Consider the following 16125-nt stretch of genomic DNA (forward strand, 5'->3'; position numbering starts at 1 on the left):
GCCTTATAATCTGATTGGCATCACAACGTACATGGCTTCATCGTGAGCACAGTCTTCTACCAAGGCACTGGCATTCGCATCCGTTAACGAGAGACGAACTTGCTCACACTTCAACGTATTAAGCACGTCTAATACGTAGCTAACATTAAAGCCAATCTCCAAATCATCACCCTGATAATTTACATCAACAAACTCTTCCGCTTCTTCCTGCTCGGGGTTATTGGCGGTAATGCGCATTTCACCGTTAGATATATTTACCCGCACACCGCGAAATTTCTCATTCGACAAAATCGCCGCCCGGGAAAATGCTTTACGCAATTCATCGCAGCTAGCTTCAACAAATTTATTACTGTTCTGCGGCAAGACCCGGCGGTAATCAGGAAAACGACCATCGACCAGTTTAGAAGTGAAGACAAAGTTATTCACTGTGGCACGAATATTCGAGCCACCAATCTGAATATCAACCATCGCCTCGGCATTATCCAATAAGCGAACCAGCTCCAGGACCCCTTTTCGCGGCACGATAATTTGCTTAGAGGTCAGCTCTTGCGCTACATCAATCGCGCACACCGCCATACGGTGGCCATCGGTAGCCACTGAACGTAAGTGCGTACCTTCCGTTTCAAATAACATACCGTTCAGGTAGTAACGTACATCCTGATGGGCCATCGAAAATTGAGTACTGTCGATCAGCTGGCGCATACGGCCCTGAGCTAAGGTAAATTCAACCTCGCTCTGCCAGTCATCGATATTTGGGAAGTCTGTTGCCGGTAACGTCGATAACGAATAGCGGCTACGACCGGAACGGATAAGAACGCGGTCACCTTCCAGCGACACCGCAATGTTAGCGCCGTCAGGCAGGCCACGACAGATATCAAGAAATTTACGCGATGGGACTGTCACCGCCCCCGGCTCGAAGTCAGCTTCAAGAGCCAGCTTCGCAATCAGCTCTACTTCCAGATCGGTTCCTGTCATCGACAGGCAACCAGATTCTACCTGAAGCAGAATATTTCCCAGGATCGGCAGAGAAGGCCGGCCGCCCAGTGCACCAGAAACCTGCTGCAGGGGCTTTAATAAATGTTCGCGTTCAACGGTAAATTTCATATCAAGACGACAATGTTCTTATTAGGTTTGAATAATCTTCTTTTATATCGTGGCTTTCTTCTCGCAACTGTACGATTTTACGACAGGCATGTAAGACAGTGGTATGGTCTCTACCACCAAAAGCATCACCGATTTCCGGAAGACTGTGGTTGGTTAATTCTTTTGCCAGGGCCATCGCCATCTGACGCGGACGTGCCACTGAGCGGGAACGACGCTTCGACAGCATATCTGCCATCTTTATTTTATAGTATTCGGCAACGGTCTTCTGAATATTATCAATCGTTACCAGTTTTTCCTGCAGGGCTAACAAGTCACGCAATGCTTCTCGCACGAAATCAATCGTAATAGCCCGTCCGGTGAAGTTCGCATTGGCGATAACGCGGTTTAATGCCCCTTCAAGCTCACGGACATTAGAGCGAAGACGTTTGGCAATAAAGAACGCCACTTCATCAGGCAGGCGGATATTATGATCTTCCGCTTTCTTCATCAGAATTGCGACTCGGGTTTCCAGCTCCGGCGGTTCAATCGCGACGGTTAACCCCCAACCGAAACGTGATTTCAAACGATCTTCTACCCCGTTGATTTCACGCGGGTAGCGGTCGGAAGTCAGAATGATCTGCTGATTGCCTTCAAGCAACGCATTGAAGGTATGGAAAAATTCTTCTTGCGAACGCTCTTTATTTGCAAAGAATTGAATATCATCAATCAATAATGCATCAACACTGCGGTAATAACGCTTAAATTCTTCAATCGCATTGTTTTGCAGCGCTTTAACCATATCTTGCACAAAACGTTCAGAGTGCATATAAACCACGCGAGCATTCGGCTTGCGATCGGCTATAGCATTACCAACGGCATGCAATAAATGTGTTTTGCCCAACCCCGTTCCGCCATAGAGGAACAATGGGTTATAGGCTGCCCCTGGGTTACCGGAAACCTGTCGACAAGCGGCCAAACCAAGCTGATTCGATTTGCCTTCGACAAAATTATTAAAATTATGCTTTGGATTTACATTCGAACGGTAACCCGATTTCGATTCCGGCTGTACCGGAGAAGGTGCCGGCTCCCATGATCGCGAAGGTGGCTCATCATGCACGGTCGGTGCTGGTGATACCGCAGCGGGGGCGGCAACGGGCATAGGCGGCGGCGCGACGACCCGGCGACTGCCAACTTCAAAACGTAAAATCGGCATATCATTACCACAAAACTCATTGAGCAGGCGGTTGATATTATTAAGGTACTTATCCCGTACCCAATCAAGCACAAAACGGTTAGGCGCAAACAGGGTCAACGAATTATCGTTCAACTCTGCCTGTAGGGGTCGAATCCACATGCTGAATTCTGTTGCAGGGAGTTCTTCCTGAAGGCGTTGAAGGCACTGCAACCAAAGCGAAGATGACAAATTCGACTCCACACTGAATAACAAAATACAAAAAGGGAACTAATTTTATACCTGCTGGCGCAGGATCGCCAGCAAAGAGATCGAAGATCCAGTGAATAAGATCAGACTTATTCACATAGATCGCACAGGCACCCCCAAGATCAGCACAATTTTACCAGCCCTTACCCACAATTCTATTAACAATGGCTCCGACCTTCATCCAGGTTCCACAAGATAATACGGACAATTTACCCGCTCCTACCGGTAACGGTTTCACTCACGACGATGTTGCTAAGGAACAACAGTGGCCGACATTGATAGCAAGCCCGGTATACCCGGCCAAAACCAAAAGACATGATCCTCGATTTTGAGCTGGGTTGAATATTACCGTTACATGAAAGCGCAAGAAGGAGAATACTGATAAAACTATTTGTTATGTCAAATAACTCCAAGTTATTTAAAAAAAACATATATAACCAAGTAGGATAACGTAAATAGAGAATCATCACCGTCAGCCACGGAGTAGACCGAATGAAAAGCTGGATAAAGACAACATTCACCGCTGTAGCATTAACGATTACAGCCAGCCAAACGGCCATGGCTGCGACAGACGTGAAAGTCGGGATGTCCGGGCGCTATTTCCCTTTCACATTTGTAGAACAAGATGAACTGCAAGGCTTTGAAGTTGATCTGTGGAATGAAATCGGCAAACGTAACGACTATAACGTTGAATTCGTAACAGCCAGCTTCTCTGGTTTGTTTGGTCTGCTAGAAACCGGTCGTATCGATACCATTTCAAACCAAATAACAATCACACCTGAGCGTCAGGCTAAATACCTATTTGCACAGCCTTATGTTATTGACGGTGCCCAGCTGGTGGTACGCAAAGGTAATACTGGTATCAGCAGCACTGCCGATCTGGCAGGCAAAACGGTCGGCGTGAACTTAGGCTCAAACTATGAACAACTGCTACATGAACTGGATAAAGACGGCAAAATTAGCATCAAAACCTACGATACAGGTATCGAGCATGATGTTGCACTAGGCCGTACTGATGCCTTTGTCATGGATCGCCTTTCTTCAGTTGCGCTAATCAAAAAAGCGAACCTGCCTCTGCAACTTGCAGGCGAACCGTTTGAGACCATCGAAAACGCCTGGCCTTTCGTAAAAGGTGAGAAAGGTGAAACACTTCGTAATGAAGTGAACAAAGCCCTAACCGCAATGCGTGAAGACGGTACGCTGACAGATATCTCAATCAAATGGTTTGATGCGGATATCACCAAGTAACGGATAGCATTAAGTAAAGGCTCGCACGTTAGTAAGCATTTACCTATATTGACAAAGACTCACCATTTGGTGAGTCTTTGTGTCTCTGCAACGACAATAACGAACGGAATAAGCATCCATTATGGGTTTCGATTTTAACTACATGCTATCCCTGGTGCCGATCTTACTGAAATATCTTGGTACCACGCTCGCCATGGCGGCATGGGGATTAGTCTTTGCACTGGTGCTCGCCGTCGCACTGGCTCTGATCCGGGTTTATAAAATACCGGTACTCGATCAGCTCAGTCAGCTTTACATCAGTTTCTTTCGCGGTACACCGTTGCTGGTTCAGCTTTTTTTGCTGTATTACGGCCTGCCACAGGTCTTTCCGGTATTTGTTGGCCTCGATGCCTTCAGTGCAGCCGTGATCGGCCTGAGCCTGCATTTTGCGGCTTATAAAGCGGAAAGTATTCGCGCGGCTATTACTGGTGTCGAACGCAGCCAGATGGAAGCCAGCTTATCGATCGGCATGACGGAAATGCAGGCGATGCGACGGATAATTTTGCCTCAGGCAACCCGGATCGCCTTACCGTCACTGATGAACTATTTCATCGACATGATTAAATCGACCTCGCTGGCTTTCACCTTAGGCGTAACCGAAATTATGGCCAGGGCACAAATGGAAGCCTCTTCCAGCTTTAAATTCTTTGAGGCTTTCCTGGCCGTTGCTCTGATTTACTGGATGATGGTCGTGATATTAACCCGCGTCCAGTACTGGGCAGAAGCCAAACTCAACAAGGCGTATGTGCGATGATCAAAATAAACAACCTCACCAAACGTTTTGGTGAAACCACCATCTTCTCCAACCTGGATTTAGAGATCAATAAAGGTGAAATTGTGGTGGTGATCGGCCCGTCAGGCACCGGAAAATCCACCCTGCTTCGCTGCATTAATTTTCTTGAAACCGCCGATTTGGGACACATCAAGATTGATGATGTCGCCGTCAATAGCCCACAGGCAACAAAAGCTGACATTTTAGCATTGCGCCGTAAAACCGGCTTTGTGTTCCAGAACTATGCGCTGTTTGCCCACCTGACCGCCCGGCAGAATATCGCGGAAGGGCTGATCACGGTGAAAGGCTGGAAAAAAGAAGAGGCTTATGCCCGATCCCAGCAAATTCTCGACGACATTGGCTTAGGCGATAGAGGCGATGCCTACCCGTCCGCCCTCTCGGGCGGTCAACAGCAGCGGGTCGGTATTGGCCGGGCCATGGCCTTAGAAGCCGAACTGTTACTGTTTGATGAGCCGACATCGGCTTTAGATCCGGAATGGGTCGGCGAAGTGCTAACGTTAATGCAGAAGCTCGCTACCCGCCATCAGACCATGCTGGTAGTCACTCATGAGATGCAATTTGCCCGTGAAGTCGCCGATCGGGTGATCTTTATGGCCGATGGCGAGTTTGTCGAGCAAGGGAAACCGGAGCAGATCTTCACTAACCCACACGATCCTCGATTAAAAAAATTCCTGAATCAAGTCGGGATCAGCGAAGGATCCTTGCGCTCTGGCTCACAAAACGTATAATTCACCGCCCATGTCACGATATGGGCATAATTATTGACTCTTTAACGGTCAGTGATTACAATTCCGCCTCTTTGTTTGAGGTAGAGGGTGTTTTTACATCCGACACTAAGTAACAAACTTAAAAACTGATCAGTTAATTTAAGGTAAAACCATGAAACGCACTTTTCAACCTTCTGTTCTGAAGCGCAAGCGTAACCACGGCTTCCGTGCTCGCATGGCAACTAAGAACGGTCGCGCAACAATCAATGCACGTCGTGCAAAAGGCCGTAAGCGTCTTTCTAAGTAATCTCTGATTATTTTGAATAAGCTAGCCTTCTCTCGGGAGTTACGTTTGTTAACTCCCGAACATTATAAAAAAGTCTTCCAGCAAGCTCACCGTGCTGGCTCTCCTCATTTAACTATTCTTGCTCGTCCAAACGATCTCAATCACCCTCGCCTCGGTCTGGCTGTTCCCAAGAAACAGATCAAAACTGCTGTCGGCAGAAACCAATTCAAACGCATTGTGCGCGAAAGTTTCCGTCTTAAGCAACATGATCTGCCAGCCAAAGATTTTGTGGTGATAGCCAAGAAAAGTGCCAGTGAGCTGAGCAACGAAGAGCTATTTAAGCTGTTAGATAAATTATGGCATCGCCTGTCTCGCCCTTCGCGTGGCTAGTCATACGACTGGTCCGCCTTTACCAACTGACAATAAGTCCACTCATTGGACCACGCTGTCGATTTACCCCTACATGTTCTCAGTACGCAATTGAAGCAATAAAAGCGCATGGAGCGATAAAAGGGTGTTGGTTCGCGGCGAAACGTCTATTAAGATGTCATCCTTTAAACAACGGTGGTTACGACCCCGTTCCGCCAACCAAGCATAACGACAGAGATCATTAACGATGGATTCCCAACGCAATATTCTGTTAATTGCCCTACTGTTTGTCTCGTTCCTGCTGTTCCAACAGTGGAATATGGACAACAGCCCACAGCCACAAGGCCAGGGTGTAGAGCAACAAGTTAACAATAGTGGTGATGTCCCTTCACACTCAGGTGATGGCCAGCCAATTCCGGAGCAAAGCAGCTCCAACGACCTAATCACTATCAATACAGATGTACTGGCTCTTACTGTCGATACCCTTGGTGGTGATGTCATCGAAGCAAAGCTACTGGCTTACGCTGACGAACTTGATTCTGACCAGCCTTTCGTGCTGCTGCAAAACGAGCTAGGTCACAGTTATATTGCCCAATCAGGCCTGATCGGTGCCAATGGCATTGATACCACAGCGGGTCGTGCTCAGCTGACGGTCGAAGCAAAAGAATTCAACCTGGCTGATGGCCAGGACGAACTTCGTGTACCAATGACATTTGTTAAAAATGGCATTACCTACACCAAAACATTCGTGCTTACGCGTAACAACTACGCTGTCGACGTTGAATACACCATCAATAACCAGTCAGACGCCGCAGCAAGTGTCCAGATGTACGCTCAGCTGAAGCAAAACCTGATGGATGACGGTGGTAGCCTGACCATGCCTACCTACCGCGGTGGTGCCTATTCAACAGACGATACCAACTACAAAAAATACAGCTTCGATGACATGCAGGATAAAAACCTGAACATGACAACGGCTAATGGCTGGGCAGCAATGCTGCAACACTACTTTGTATCGGCGTGGATCCCACGTTCAGAAGAAGCATCGAACCTGTTCACCCGCACCAGCAATGGCCAGGGCTATATCGGTGTCCGTCTGCCAACAACGACGATTGCTGCCGGCAGTGAGCAAACAGTGAAATCAACACTCTGGGTTGGTCCGAAACTGCAAAAAGAAATGGAAGCGACAGCTGCTAACCTGAACCTGACCGTAGATTATGGCTGGTTATGGTTTATCGCAAGCCCGCTACATAAACTGTTGTCCTTCATTCAAGGTATTGTCGGTAACTGGGGCATCGCGATCATGACCCTTACGTTTATCGTTCGTGGTGCGATGTACCCGCTGACCAAAGCACAGTACACCTCGATGGCAAAAATGCGCATGCTTCAGCCTAAGCTGGCAGCAATGCGAGAGCGTTTAGGCGATGACCGCCAGCGTATGAGCCAAGAGATGATGGAGCTGTACAAGAAAGAGAAAGTCAACCCATTGGGTGGCTGTCTGCCGATTGTTCTGCAGATGCCAATTTTCATCGCCTTGTACTGGTCACTGATGGAATCGGTTGAACTGCGTCATTCACCGTTCTTCGGTTGGATCCATGATCTGTCGGCACAAGACCCATACTATATCTTGCCGATCCTGATGGGTGCGTCGATGTTCATGATCCAGAAGATGAGCCCGTCGACAGTCACCGATCCAATGCAGCAGAAGATCATGACGTTCATGCCTGTCATGTTTACGTTCTTCTTCCTGTTCTTCCCGTCCGGTCTGGTCCTTTACTGGCTGGTATCGAACGTGGTTACCCTGATCCAGCAAACGCTGATTTATCGTTCACTGGAAAAGAAAGGTCTGCACAGTAAGTCATAGTCAGCCCTGTGACTCACTCTGTTACCCAAAGGCGGCCTTATGGCCGCCTTTTTAATGCCCGTTTTCGTCAAAAATTGCAATTGAAGCGCCTTCCCTTCTACTCTCAATTTACATTATCTAACTAGCCCCCCTATTCACTCCAATGGCAGCCTTGCCTAAAAACCACTGAATTCTCGCTGAACTCTGCATATTGGCCTAGTTTGGGTATACAATTGCAACGAATTTTTAAAGCTAAGCCAAAGTTATGATCGAACAGACTGATACCATTGTTGCTCAAGCCACACCGCCAGGCCGTGGTGGTGTAGGCATTATTCGCGTCTCGGGCCCGAAAGCGAAAGACGTCGCACTCGCGGTTGCCGGCCGTGAACTCAAAACCCGTTATGCAGAGTATCTCCCTTTTAAAAATGAAGATGGCAGCGCACTGGATCAGGGCATTGCTTTATTCTTTAAAGGGCCAAATTCCTTTACCGGTGAAGATGTTCTGGAACTGCAAGGACATGGTGGACCGGTACTGATGGATATGATGATCCGCCGTATCCTCAAGCTGGACGGTATTCGTCCGGCTCGTCCGGGAGAATTCTCTGAGCGGGCATTCATGAACGATAAGCTCGATCTCGCTCAAGCAGAGGCGATTGCCGATCTGATTGATGCCAGTTCAGAGGAAGCGGCAAAAAGCGCCTTTAAATCGCTTCAGGGCGCGTTCTCGACCAAGGTCAACGAGCTGGTGGAAGCACTAATCCACCTGCGTATTTTCGTTGAAGCGGCGATTGATTTTCCCGAAGAAGAGATCGACTTCTTATCAGACGGTAAGGTCAGTAATGACTTGAATGGCATTATGGCCTCTCTTGAAGCCGTACGCCGCGAAGCTAACCAGGGATCAATCATTCGTGAAGGAATGAAAGTCGTCATCGCCGGCCGCCCGAATGCCGGTAAATCCAGCCTGCTGAATGCACTGTCCGGCAAAGAATCCGCCATTGTGACCGATATCGCCGGAACCACCCGCGACGTGCTGCGCGAACATATTCACATCGATGGTATGCCACTGCACATCATCGATACCGCCGGCCTGCGTGAAGCGTCGGATGAAGTGGAACGGATCGGAATTGAACGGGCCTGGGAAGAGATCCAGCAAGCAGACCGCGTCCTGTTCATGGTTGACGGCACCACCACCGATGCAACCGACCCTAAAGAGATCTGGCCTGACTTTATTGAACGTCTGCCAGACAGTATGGGATTAACCGTGATCCGCAACAAAGTGGAGCTCACCGGTGAAGACGCTGGAATTTGCCATGTCAACAATCCCACCCTGGTTCGCCTGTCGGCCCGTACGGGCGAGGGCATCGATGACTTGCGTGAACACTTGAAAGAGTGCATGGGCTTCGCTGGCACCACTGAGGGTGGCTTTATGGCCCGTCGCCGTCATCTAGAAGCCCTGGAACAAGCCGCGCAGCATCTCGAAATAGGGAAGAGTCAGCTAGAAGGCTTTATGGCAGGTGAGATCCTGGCAGAAGAGCTTCGTCTGGCTCAGCAGCATTTAAGTGAGATCACCGGTGAGTTTTCATCGGATGATCTTCTTGGCAGGATCTTTACTTCGTTCTGTATCGGCAAATAAAACGATCCGAATGCGATCCCGTCCACAGGGCATTTCTTGTCCTGTGGATTTTTCTATCCTCCTTTTCCTTCTCTATGATTCCTTCTATTTAGTTACTTTTATCTCCTTCATGAAGCAGTACAATCAAGGTAATTCTTTCTGATACTGAGGACAGTATGAGCAACATTACCTTAATCACAGGCAGCACCTTAGGCGGTGCAGAATACGTTGCCGATCACTTGGCTGAACTGCTGGAGCAGGATGGCCACGGCACCGAAATCATCAATCAGCCCGATTTCGCGGATCTCACCACCGACACTATCTGGCTAATTGTCTGCTCAACCCATGGCGCCGGCGATTTTCCTGATAATATCCAGCCGTTTATCAAGCAACTAAACGAGCAACAACCTGATTTATCATCGTTGCGGTACGGGGTTATTAGCTTAGGTGATAGCAGCTACGATACGTTCTGCGCGGCAGGTAAAGCCATCGATGAACAGCTTCAATCACTCGGTGCAACCCGGTTAGGTGAGCGTTTAGATATCGATGTTTCACTGCACTCTGTACCGGAAGACCCGGCTGAAAGTTGGTTGTTAAGCTGGAAAAAACACATTTGTGGATAAAATTAATCCCTTAATTACCCCATTTTAAGGCCAAATTTAAACTTTTTTCTGTGGATAACTATAGATCTAAACAGTGATCAAAGGATAGTTATCCATTGAATAACTTATTAGCCTCCCCCACCCTGTTGATAAGTGCCCTTTTTGATCCCAGCTAATCCTCACGATGATCCAAGCCGCTCCACAGCTAATGATCCTCCATAACATCATGATCATTAGGATCATTTGTGGCTTATCCACAAGATCGTGCGATCCTAATAATAGATCTAACAGAAGATCTCTCTAAAAGATCTTATATATATTTAAAGACCAACTTTGAGCTGATCAAATGATCTTCACTAAAGATTCTCTCTTCATCAGAAAAAGGATAGAATGATCGGCCTTTGCTCGTAGATAATTCACTGGCTGTTTGAATACCTGAGGTAGTTTCATGTTTTACCAGGAAAATTTTGATGTCATCGTGGTCGGTGGTGGTCATGCCGGTACTGAAGCCGCATTAGCCGCTGCACGAATGGGACAAAAAACCTTACTTTTGACACATAACATCGATACATTGGGTCAAATGTCTTGCAACCCTGCTATTGGCGGGATCGGGAAAGGACACCTGGTGAAAGAAGTCGATGCCCTCGGCGGTTTGATGGCCAAAGCGATCGACAAAGGCGGGATCCAGTTCAGAACCCTGAACTCATCAAAGGGCCCAGCTGTTCGTGCCACCCGTGCCCAGGCAGATCGTGCGCTGTACAAAGCTGCAGTTCGTGATACGTTAGAAAATCAGCCAAATTTAATGCTGTTTCAGCAAGCGGTTATCGACTTGATCGTCGAACATGATCGTGCCGTTGGCGTTGTAACGGAAATGGGACTGAAATTCCGAGCGAAAGCTGTCGTGCTTACAGTCGGTACCTTCCTGGGTGGCAAGATCCACATCGGCCTGGAAAATTACAATGGCGGCCGTGCCGGGGATCCACCGTCGATCGCGTTGGCAAACCGTCTGCGCGAATTACCTTTCCGGATTGATCGTCTGAAAACAGGTACACCACCGCGCATTGACGCCCGTACCGTCGATTTCAGCCAGCTGCAGACTCAGCATGGGGATAATCCAACCCCGACATTCTCATTCATGGGTAAATCCTCGGATCATCCACGTCAGATCCCGTGCTTTATCACCCACACCAATGAAAAAACCCATGACGTGATCCGTAATAACCTCGATCGCAGTCCGATGTATTCCGGAGTGATTGAGGGGATCGGTCCGCGCTACTGCCCGTCGATTGAAGACAAGGTAATGCGTTTTGCGGATAAAAACAGCCATCAGATTTTCATTGAGCCAGAAGGCCTGACGACGCATGAACTGTATCCAAATGGTATTTCTACCAGCTTACCGTTCGATGTCCAGATGCAGATTGTCCGTTCTATGCAAGGATTTGAGAATGCCCATATCGTCCGTCCGGGTTATGCGATTGAATATGATTTCTTTGATCCGCGCGATTTGAAACAGACATTTGAAACCAAATTTATCCAAGGGTTATTCTTTGCCGGTCAGATCAACGGTACTACCGGCTATGAAGAAGCGGCGGCTCAAGGTTTACTGGCGGGGATGAACGCGGCCCTACTGGTACAAGAAAAAGAGGGCTGGAGCCCTCGTCGCGATCAGGCATATATGGGCGTATTGATTGATGATCTGTCCACCATGGGAACCAAAGAACCGTACAGGATGTTTACTTCCCGTGCTGAATACCGCTTGTTGCTACGTGAAGATAATGCCGATATACGCCTAACCGAAGTGGGCCGTGAATTTGGTCTGGTTGATGATGCGCGTTGGGCTCGTTTCAATCAGAAGATTGAAAATATGGAGCAAGAACGTCAGCGCCTGAAAGAGATTTGGATCAACCCGACATCGGATCAAGCAGAATCGCTGAATAAGATCCTTAAAACGCCGATCGTACGTGAAGCCAGTGGTGAGGATCTTCTGCGTCGGCCGGAAGTGACCTATGAGCAATTGGTCACGATCGAAACATTTGCTCCGGCTCATGAAGACCGCGAGGCCAGTGAACAAGTTGAAATTCAGGTAAAATATCAGGGTTACATCGATCGCCAGAAAGATGAGGTTGAGAAATCCCTGCGCCATGAGAAGACTAAGCTACCCTTTGAGCTGGATTACGGCGTGGTGAAAGGCCTGTCAAATGAAGTGATTTCAAAACTCAATGATGCGAAACCAGAAACCATTGGTATGGCTTCCCGTATCTCTGGTATTACCCCGGCAGCCATTTCAATACTGCTGGTCTATCTGAAAAAACAAGGCATGCTGAAAAAAGGCGAATAGGAGTCACCAGTGAAACAACGTTTGGAACAACTAATCGCGCAAACTGAATTGCAAGTCACAGAACAACAAATTCAGCAACTTGTGGGTTATGTTGAACTGCTTCATAAATGGAATAAGGCGTATAATCTAACGTCTGTTCGTGATCCTCGCGATATGCTAGTGAAACATATCATGGATAGTATCGTCGTGAGTGCTTACCTTAAGGGGGGGAATTTCATCGATGTCGGCACGGGACCGGGACTGCCAGGTATACCTCTGGCAATTATGTGTCCGGATAAAACGTTTACCCTGCTTGATAGTTTAGGCAAGCGTATCCGATTTATTCGCCAGGTGATCCATGAGCTGAAGATTGCCAATGTTACCCCCGTACAAAGCCGGGTTGAGGATTTTCAGCCGGAGCTGGGGTTTGACGGGGTGATCAGCCGGGCATTTGCTTCGATGAACGATATGGTGTCATGGTGCCGCCATCTGCCTGCTGCAGATGGACATTTTTTGGCCTTGAAGGGTCAGTTCAGTCAACAGGAAGTGGCAGAATTACCAGAATGGTGTTCTGTGACTGAGGTCCAATCTTTGCAAGTCCCTGAGTTAGAAGGGGTGCGTCATTTAGTAACCTTGACGGCAAAGGATTAATTGATGAGGTTTTTTCGTGGGAAAAGTCATAGCTGTAGCCAATCAGAAAGGAGGCGTGGGTAAAACCACCACTTGCGTCAATTTAGCCGCATCGCTGGCAGCGACGCAGAGAAAAGTCTTAGTAATAGACTTAGATCCGCAAGGTAACGCCACTATGGCCAGTGGTGTCGATAAATATCAGGTGGATGCTACGGCATATGAACTTCTGGTCGAAGAAACCCCGTTTAACGACGTCGTGATCACAGACACCACAGGCGGCTACCACCTTATTGCCGCCAATGGTGATGTTACTGCTGCTGAAATTAAGCTGATGGAAGTGTTTGCCCGCGAGGTCCGCTTACGCAATGCGTTAGAGCTGGTTCGTGATAACTATGATTTCATCTTTATCGATTGTCCTCCGGCCTTAAATCTACTTACAATTAACGCCATGACAGCAGCAAATTCTGTGCTTGTCCCTATGCAGTGCGAATATTTTGCGCTGGAAGGCTTAACGGCATTGATGGATACCATCAGCAAGCTAACCGCCGTTGTGAATGCCGACCTCAAAATTGAAGGTCTGCTTCGTACGATGTTTGATCCTCGTAACCGACTGGCGAATGAAGTCTCTCAGCAGCTTAAAAAGCACTTTGGTGAAAAAGTATATCGCACCGTGATCCCTCGTAATGTCCGTTTGGCCGAGGCGCCAAGTCATGGCCGTCCTGCCATGTACTATGATAAATATTCGAGTGGCGCTAAGGCTTACCTTGCTTTGGCCGGTGAAATGATCCGTCGTGACGAAATGGAACGTGACGCCGACACCGTGAATGCATAAGGGTTGAACATGAACATAAGTAAACGAGGCCTGGGTAAGGGCCTTGATGCGCTGCTGGCAACCAGTTCGGTTGCACAGGCTAAACAACAAAGTGCCGAAAAAGCACAATCTCTGTCAGCAGATGGCATGCTTAAGGATTTGCCAATCCACCTGCTCCAGCCTGGTCAGTATCAGCCTCGAAAAGATATGTCTGATGAAGCACTTTCGGAGTTAAGTGATTCGATCCGCGCGCAAGGTGTTATTCAGCCGATTGTGGTGCGTGAAGTCGCGCAACAACAGTATGAAATTATTGCCGGTGAGCGTCGCTGGCGAGCTTCTCGTCAAGCTGGCCTTCAGAAAGTCCCTTGTATTATTAAGGTTGTCGACGATCGTGCTGCGGTGGCGATTGCATTAATTGAGAATATTCAGCGTGAAGATCTCAATGCGATTGAGGAAGCACAGGCCCTGGAGCGGCTGCAAAATGAATTTTCACTAACGCACCAGCAAGTTGCTGAAGCTGTTGGTAAATCCCGTACGACCGTGTCGAATTTACTCCGTCTTAATCAGCTAGAAGCTGCGGTTAAGCGAATGGTGGAAAAGCGTCAGTTGGAAATGGGACACGCTCGTGCTTTGCTCGCGTTGGACGCGACCCTACAGGTAGAAACGGCCCAAGTGGTTGCCAATAAGTTGCTGACCGTTCGTGATACCGAAAAGTTGGTAAAAAAAATGCTGGCACCTGCGGCTGAACCTAAAGTCGCAATGATCGACCCTAAGGTCGAGGCATTAGAAAATAGCCTTAGTGAGCAGTTAGGCACTCAGGTGGCGATTAATCAACAGAAAAATGGTAAAGGAAAGATTATCATCAACTTTGACCAATCGCACAAGTTACAGCAAATCCTTGCAATGTTCGGTCAGGAAATGTGACCTTAAACGTGCGGATTTTGTTGCAAAATTTACAGCCACGTGATCAGGTTATAGTGTTGTAAAATCCAACACATTTATTTGCTGCGATTAGATTGCATTCAATCTAATGAGCCGTATAATTTTCGCAGTTTTCCCAGCACAACAATCGTGTAGTGGAATGGACTCGAGGAACGAATACATGGTATCGGCGCTAGTAAGACCGGGACGCCAATTGGCAAAGCGGTTGCTGTTACTACAATCTGGCGTCGTTTTAACAACGGCATTAATGGCAGTGTTTGCTGTCAGTGTTGACTGGGGAATCTCGGCATTAATCGGTGGCGGCATCTTTGTGATAGCCAATGCTGTCTTTGCCATGTGTGCTTTTCTCTTCAGTGGTGCCCGCAAGGCGCGGCTGGTGATGGCATCATTTTATGGTGGAGAGGTGCTGAAAATCCTCATAACAGTCATCCTATTTGTCATTGTTTACCTGTATATAGAGGTGGAACTTGTTCCCCTCAAACTGACCTATTTGCTGGCTCTCGGTATTAATATCTTTGGGCCGGTTTTATTCATTAACAACAACAAATAGGATGAGTTATGAGTGCGCCAGGTGAAGCGCTAACGCCGTCAAGCTACATTACTCACCACCTGACTAATTTGACAGTGGGTGATGGTGGTTTCTGGACGGTACATATCGATAGCTTGTTTTTCTCTGTGATGACTGGGCTTGCCTTTTTATGGGTATTCCATTCCGTAGCGAAAAAGGCGACATCAGGAGTTCCAGGGAAACTACAGTGTTTTGTGGAAATAATGGTCGAATTCGTTGATAACAGCGTAAAAGAGACTTTTCATGGCCGCAACAAACTGATAGCTCCTTTGGCATTAACCATTTTCTGTTGGATTATGCTGATGAACATCATGGATTTAATTCCAATTGATTTTCTTCCGTATCCGGCACAACACTGGTTTGGTATCCCTTATCTTAAGGTGGTAGCAACAGCTGATGTAAACATCCCTATGGCAATGTCACTGGGTGTATTTGCATTGATGATCTATTACAGCATCAAAGTGAAAGGCCTTGGTGGTTTTGCTAAAGAACTGGCTTTGCATCCGTTCAATCACCCGATCATGATCCCGTTTAACCTACTTCTTGAAGTGGTATCGCTACTTGCGAAGCCTATTTCACTTGGTATGCGTCTGTTCGGTAACATGTTTGCTGGTGAGGTGGTGTTTATTCTAATCGCGGCACTCATGCCGTGGTGGGCACAATGGCTCGGTTCAGTACCGTGGGCAATCTTCCACATTCTGATCATTACGATTCAAGCATTTGTGTTTATGATGTTGACTATTGTGTACCTGTCTCAGGCGCATGAAGACAATCATTAGCGATTATTCGTACATTAACGATTATTCGTAAAATATTTTTTCAATTTTTACTGGC

The 16125-nt window shown here is 47.7% G+C and carries 17 protein-coding genes; 15 read left to right on the plus strand and 2 right to left on the minus strand.

What is annotated here, in order from left to right:
• Positions 1-3 precede the first annotated feature (3 nt).
• Both dnaN and dnaA read right to left on the minus strand, forming a co-directional pair.
• Entirely contained in the window at positions 4-1104 is a 1101-nt protein-coding gene (gene dnaN, locus C9I89_RS19890; RefSeq protein ID WP_107285067.1) for a DNA polymerase III subunit beta, read from the minus strand.
• Between the two features lies 1 nt (position 1105).
• On the minus strand, positions 1106-2506 hold the full coding sequence (dnaA, locus tag C9I89_RS19895) for a chromosomal replication initiator protein DnaA (protein WP_107285068.1): 1401 nt from the start codon (positions 2504-2506) through the stop codon (positions 1106-1108).
• Positions 2507-3016: 510 nt separating this feature from the next.
• Here dnaA and C9I89_RS19900 point away from each other — a divergent pair.
• The 15 genes from C9I89_RS19900 (at position 3017) to atpB (ending at position 16070) form a co-directional block, all read left to right on the plus strand.
• A complete protein-coding gene (locus tag C9I89_RS19900; RefSeq protein WP_107285069.1) occupies positions 3017-3772 on the plus strand; it encodes an amino acid ABC transporter substrate-binding protein in 756 nt (251 codons plus the stop codon).
• Between the two features lie 121 nt (positions 3773-3893).
• The gene (locus C9I89_RS19905) at positions 3894-4565 is read left to right on the plus strand and encodes an amino acid ABC transporter permease (protein ID WP_107285070.1); all 672 of its coding nucleotides are present in this window, start codon (positions 3894-3896) and stop codon (positions 4563-4565) included.
• On the plus strand, positions 4562-5332 hold the full coding sequence (locus tag C9I89_RS19910) for an amino acid ABC transporter ATP-binding protein (RefSeq protein WP_107285071.1): 771 nt from the start codon (positions 4562-4564) through the stop codon (positions 5330-5332). The genes C9I89_RS19905 and C9I89_RS19910 overlap by 4 nt, the downstream gene beginning before the upstream one ends.
• A gap of 151 nt (positions 5333-5483) precedes the next feature.
• Positions 5484-5618: a 50S ribosomal protein L34 gene (gene rpmH / locus C9I89_RS19915; RefSeq protein WP_045037224.1), complete on the plus strand. Its 135-nt coding sequence runs from the start codon at positions 5484-5486 to the stop codon at positions 5616-5618.
• A 12-nt stretch (positions 5619-5630) separates the two neighbouring features.
• On the plus strand, positions 5631-5987 hold the full coding sequence (rnpA, locus tag C9I89_RS19920; RefSeq protein WP_107285072.1) for a ribonuclease P protein component: 357 nt from the start codon (positions 5631-5633) through the stop codon (positions 5985-5987).
• On the plus strand, positions 5954-6211 hold the full coding sequence (gene yidD, locus C9I89_RS19925; RefSeq protein ID WP_107285073.1) for a membrane protein insertion efficiency factor YidD: 258 nt from the start codon (positions 5954-5956) through the stop codon (positions 6209-6211). The genes rnpA and yidD overlap by 34 nt, the downstream gene beginning before the upstream one ends.
• Positions 6212-6213: 2 nt before the next feature.
• A complete protein-coding gene (gene yidC / locus C9I89_RS19930; RefSeq protein ID WP_107285074.1) occupies positions 6214-7830 on the plus strand; it encodes a membrane protein insertase YidC in 1617 nt (538 codons plus the stop codon).
• A 244-nt stretch (positions 7831-8074) separates the two neighbouring features.
• The gene (mnmE, locus tag C9I89_RS19935) at positions 8075-9442 is read left to right on the plus strand and encodes a tRNA uridine-5-carboxymethylaminomethyl(34) synthesis GTPase MnmE (protein ID WP_107285075.1); all 1368 of its coding nucleotides are present in this window, start codon (positions 8075-8077) and stop codon (positions 9440-9442) included.
• Between the two features lie 155 nt (positions 9443-9597).
• Positions 9598-10044: an FMN-binding protein MioC gene (gene mioC / locus C9I89_RS19940; RefSeq protein ID WP_107285076.1), complete on the plus strand. Its 447-nt coding sequence runs from the start codon at positions 9598-9600 to the stop codon at positions 10042-10044.
• Between the two features lie 427 nt (positions 10045-10471).
• A complete protein-coding gene (gene mnmG / locus C9I89_RS19945; protein ID WP_107285077.1) occupies positions 10472-12361 on the plus strand; it encodes a tRNA uridine-5-carboxymethylaminomethyl(34) synthesis enzyme MnmG in 1890 nt (629 codons plus the stop codon).
• Between the two features lie 9 nt (positions 12362-12370).
• On the plus strand, positions 12371-12991 hold the full coding sequence (gene rsmG / locus C9I89_RS19950) for a 16S rRNA (guanine(527)-N(7))-methyltransferase RsmG (protein WP_107285078.1): 621 nt from the start codon (positions 12371-12373) through the stop codon (positions 12989-12991).
• 16 nt (positions 12992-13007) lie between these two features.
• Entirely contained in the window at positions 13008-13802 is a 795-nt protein-coding gene (locus C9I89_RS19955) for a ParA family protein (RefSeq protein WP_107285079.1), read from the plus strand.
• Between the two features lie 15 nt (positions 13803-13817).
• Positions 13818-14705, plus strand: a complete 888-nt coding sequence (locus tag C9I89_RS19960; protein ID WP_211315283.1) for a ParB/RepB/Spo0J family partition protein — start codon at positions 13818-13820, stop codon at positions 14703-14705.
• Positions 14706-14883: 178 nt separating this feature from the next.
• Positions 14884-15273 (plus strand): F0F1 ATP synthase subunit I, encoded by a 390-nt coding sequence (locus C9I89_RS19965; protein WP_107285081.1) that lies wholly within the window; start codon positions 14884-14886, stop codon positions 15271-15273.
• Between the two features lie 8 nt (positions 15274-15281).
• Positions 15282-16070, plus strand: a complete 789-nt coding sequence (atpB, locus tag C9I89_RS19970) for a F0F1 ATP synthase subunit A (RefSeq protein ID WP_107285082.1) — start codon at positions 15282-15284, stop codon at positions 16068-16070.
• Positions 16071-16125: the final 55 nt, after the last annotated feature.

Source organism: Photobacterium lipolyticum, assembly GCF_003026475.1.
Lineage (GTDB): Bacteria > Pseudomonadota > Gammaproteobacteria > Enterobacterales > Vibrionaceae > Photobacterium > Photobacterium lipolyticum.